This is a genomic window from Kitasatospora sp. NPDC096140 (genome assembly GCF_040303045.1).
GTDB lineage: Bacteria > Actinomycetota > Actinomycetes > Streptomycetales > Streptomycetaceae > Kitasatospora.
The window spans coordinates 1-4,393 of sequence record NZ_JBEOUW010000103.1 but is presented as its reverse complement, the minus strand read 5'-3'; the positions used below and the strand labels follow the sequence as shown (position 1 = coordinate 4,393).

At 71.3% G+C, this 4,393-nt stretch carries 1 protein-coding gene; it reads right to left on the bottom strand.

The genetic code is table 11. The annotated features are described in order from the left end of the window. Positions 1-4,393, bottom strand: a 4,393-nt coding sequence (locus tag ABT048_RS41530; RefSeq protein ID WP_350526843.1) for a non-ribosomal peptide synthetase, incomplete at both ends; no start/stop codon positions are given.

The following is a 4,393-nucleotide window of genomic DNA, read 5'->3' as shown; positions in this document are numbered from 1 at the left end:
GCTCCGGGTTGACCGCCTCGACCAGCCGCTCGAACGGCAGGTCCTGGTGCGCGTACGCCTCCAGGTCGGCCGCCCGCACCCGCTCGATCAGCTCCGCGAACGTCGGGTCACCCGACACGTCCGTCCGCAGCACCAGCGTGTTGACGAAGAACCCGACCAGGTCGTCCAGCGCGTCGTCGGTCCGGCCCGCGATCGGCGTGCCCAGCGGGATGTCCTCCCCCGCCCCCAGCCGGCTCAACAGCGCGGCCAGCGCCGCCTGCAGCACCATGAACACACTCGCCCGGTGCTCACGCGCCACCCGGGTCAGGCCGTCGTGCAGGCCCTCGGGGAACGCGAAGGTCACCCGGTCGCCCCGGTAGGAGGCGGTGGCCGGCCTCGGCCGGTCGAACGGCAGCGCCAGCTCCTCGGGCAGGCCGCCCAGGGTCCGCTTCCAGTACGCCAGTTGACGCGACACCTCGCTGCCCTGATCGGCCTCGGAGCCGAGCAGCTCACGCTGCCACAGACCGTAGTCGGCGTACTGGACCGGCAGTTCCTGCCAGGCCGGGGCCTCTCCGGCGGCGCGTGCGGCATAGGCCGCGGCCAGGTCCCGGGCCAGCGGCCCCATCGACCAGGCGTCGCCGGCGATGTGGTGGACGACCGCCAGCAGCACGTGCTCCTCGGCGCCCAGCTCGAACAGCCAGGCCCGCAACGGCAGATCACGGGTCAGGTCGAACGGCGTCCTGGTCGCGTGCTTCAGCTCCTCTTCGAGGTCGTCGGCGGCGACCGCGACCTCCCGGAGTCCGGCCTCGGCAGCGCGCGCGGCATCGAGGACGATCTGGTACGGGCCGTCGGCGTCCTCGGCGAAGACGGTCCGCAGGCTCTCGTGACGCGCGACGACGTCGGCCAGCCCCCGGCGAAGCGCCTCGACGTCCAGGGAACCGGACAGACGCAGGGCCACGGGAACGTTGTAGGTGGCGCTCGGGCCTTCGAACTGGTGCAGGAACCAGAGTCGCTGCTGCGCCAGCGAGAGCGGCAGACGATCGGGGCGCTCGACGACGGCCTGCAGCGGGAGACGGCCGACGGCCGACTCGTCGATCGCGGTGGCGAGTTCGGCGACGGTGGAGGCCTCGAAGACCTGCCGAACGGCGAGTTCCACGTCCAGAACCGACCGGATCCGACTCACCAGCCGGGTCGCGAGCAGGGAATGCCCACCGAGCTGGAAGAAGTCGTCGTCGATCGACACCGACTCCACGCCCAGCGTCTCCGCGAACAGGCCGCACAGGATCTCCTCGCGCGGCGAACGCGGAGCCCGGCCGACGGAGTCCGCCCCGTACTCCGGCGCCGGCAGCGCACGACGGTCCAGCTTCCCGTTCGGCGTCAGCGGGAACGCGTCCAGCACGACGAACGCCGACGGCACCATGTACTCCGGCAGCCGGCCCGCCGCCAGCGCCCGCAGGTCCGCCGCCACCGGACGGCCCTCCCCGGACGGCACGACATACGCCACCAGGCGCTTGTCGCCCGGCCGGTCCTCGCGGACCAGCACCGCCGCCTGCGCCACGTGCCCGTGCGCGGCGAGCACCGACTCGATCTCGCCCAGCTCGATCCGGAAACCACGCAGCTTCACCTGGTCATCGACACGCGACAGGTACTCCAACTCCCCGCCCCGCGTCCACCGCACCAAGTCACCCGTGCGATACATCCGCGAACCCGCCGAACCGAACGGATCCGCGACGAAACGCCCCGCCGTCAGCTCCGGCCGACGCCAGTACCCCCGCACCACACCCTCACCCGCGATGTACAACTCACCCGGCACACCCGCCGGAACCGGACGCAGACCACCGTCCAGCACATACACCCGGGTGTTCGCGATCGGACGGCCGATCCGCGGCGAACCCGCCGCCTCACCCACCACATCCCACACCGTCGACCACACCGTGGTCTCCGTCGGCCCGTACATGTTCGCCACCGACACCGCACGAGCAGCCAACTCCACCGCCAGATCCGACGGCAGCGCCTCACCACCCACCAACACCCGCAACCGCTCCACCACCGAAGCGTCCTGCGCCAACACCGCCCGCCACAGACTCGGCGTCGCCTGCATCACCGACGCACCCGACGAGCGCACCAGCGCACACAACGCCACCGGATCCCGCACCACATCCCGAGCAGCCACCACCACCGCCGCGCCACTCACCAACGGCACGAACAACTCCAGCCCCGCGATGTCGAAACCGACCGTCGTCACCGCCAACAACCGATCCCCCACCCCCAGACCGAACCGATCACCCATCGCAGCAACGAAGTTCACCAACGCACCCTGCGGAACCACCACACCCTTCGGCAGCCCCGTCGACCCCGACGTATAGATCACATACGCCGACGCCGACAGCGAACCCGAACCCACCGGCACCGCCGGCACGGGCCCGGCCGCATCACTCTCCAGGGCGTCCAGAAGCAGACACTCCACCGCCAACTCGGGCAGCTCCGCCAGCAGTTCGGTCGTGGTCAGCACCAGCACCGGATCCGCGTCGGCCAGCATGAACGCCAGCCGGTCCGCCGGATACTCCGTGTCCAGCGGCAGATACGCCGCCCCCGCCTTCCACACCGCCAGCAACGCCACCACCAGGTCCACCGACCTCGGCAACGCCACCGCAACGAACCGCTCGGCCACCACACCACGAGCCACCAACAGAGCAGCCAGCCGCTCCGCCCGCGCATCCAACTCCGCGTAGGAGAGCGAGACTTCACCGGAAACGACTGCCACCGCATCCGGCGACACCGCCACCCGCTCCGCGAACAACTCCACCACCGAACGACCCGGCACCTCACACGCCGTCTCGTTCCACCCCTCCACCACCAGACCCGCCTCGACCTCATCGAGCAGGTCGATGGAGCCGATGGGGCCCGAGGGCGCCGCCACCGCGGCGGCCGTCAGGCGGAGCAGTCGGTCGACGAAGGCGTGCGCCGTCGCCTGGTCGAAGAGGTCCGTGGCGAACTCCAGCACGCCGGCGAGGCCGTGCGCCCGGCCCTGCCCGTCGAACTGCTCGGTGAAGCCGAAGGCCAGGTCGAACTTGGCGGCCGACGTGTCGACCGACTGGCGCTCGACCGTGAGGCCGGGCAGCCCGTCGAGCGAGTCCAGGGCGCCCTGGTAGTCGGTGTTGTTGAAGGTCAGCAGCACCTGGAACAGCGGGTGCCGGGCGAGCGAACGCTCCGGGTTCACCGCCTCGACCAGCCGCTCGAACGGCAGGTCCTGGTGCGCGTAGGCGCGCAGACTGGTCTCCCGGACGCGGCCCACCAGTTCGTTGAACGAGGGGTTGCCCGAGGTATCGGTGCGCAGGACGAGGGTGTTGATGAAGACACCGATGAGCTGATCGAGGGCGTCGTCGGTCCGGCCCGCGATCGGCGTGCCGATCGGCACGTCCTCACCCGCACCCAACCGGGTCAGCAGCGCGGCCAGCGCTGCCTGCAGCACCATGAACGGACTGGACTGCGTCTCCCGCGCCAGCGCGACGACGCGCCCGTACAAGGCGCCCGGCACCTCGAACGGAATCCGCTCACCCCGGTACGAGGCCACCGCCGGCCGCGGCCGGTCGAACGGCAGCTCCAACTGATCCGGCAGACCCGCCAGAGCGCCCTTCCAGTACGCCAGTTGACGCGAGATCTCACTACCCGGCTCGTCCTCCGAACCGAGCGTCTCCCGCTGCCACAGGCTGTAGTCGGCGTACTGCACCGGCAGCGCCTGCCAGGCCGGCGCCTCCCCGGCGGCGCGTGCCGCGTAGGCCGCGGTCAGGTCCCGCGCCAGCGGACCACGCGACCACGCGTCACTCACGATGTGGTGGGTCAGGACGAGCAGGACGTGGTCCGTCGCCGAGAGGGCGAGGAGCGTCGCCCGGAAGGGGATCTCCTGGGCGAGGTCGAAGGGGTGGGCCGAGGCCTCGGCGAGGCGCTCCGCCAGCTGTTCCTCGTCCGTCTCCACTACGTCCAGCGGCAGCTCGACCCGGTCGGAGGGAAGGATGACCTGCCCCGCTCCCTCGGCGTCCTCGACGAAGAGGGTGCGCAGGCTCTCGTGGCGGGCGACGACGTCGGCCAGGGCCTCGCGCAGCGCCTCCCGGTCCAGCGAACCGTGCAGCCGCAGCGCCACCGGCGCGTTGTACGTCGCGTTGGGGCCGTCGAACTGGTGGAGGAACCACAGCCGCTGCTGCGCGTACGACAGCGGGATCCGCTCCGGACGCGGGACAACGGCGACGACGGCACCCCGGGTGACGCCCTCGGTGGCGTCCAGGGCGGCGGCGAGACCCGCAACCGTCGGGGTCTCGAAGAGCTGGCGGATCGGGAGTTCCACCGCGAGGAGACTGCGGATGCGGCTGACCAGCCGGGTCGCGAGCAGGGAGTGACCGCCGAAGCGGAAGAAGTC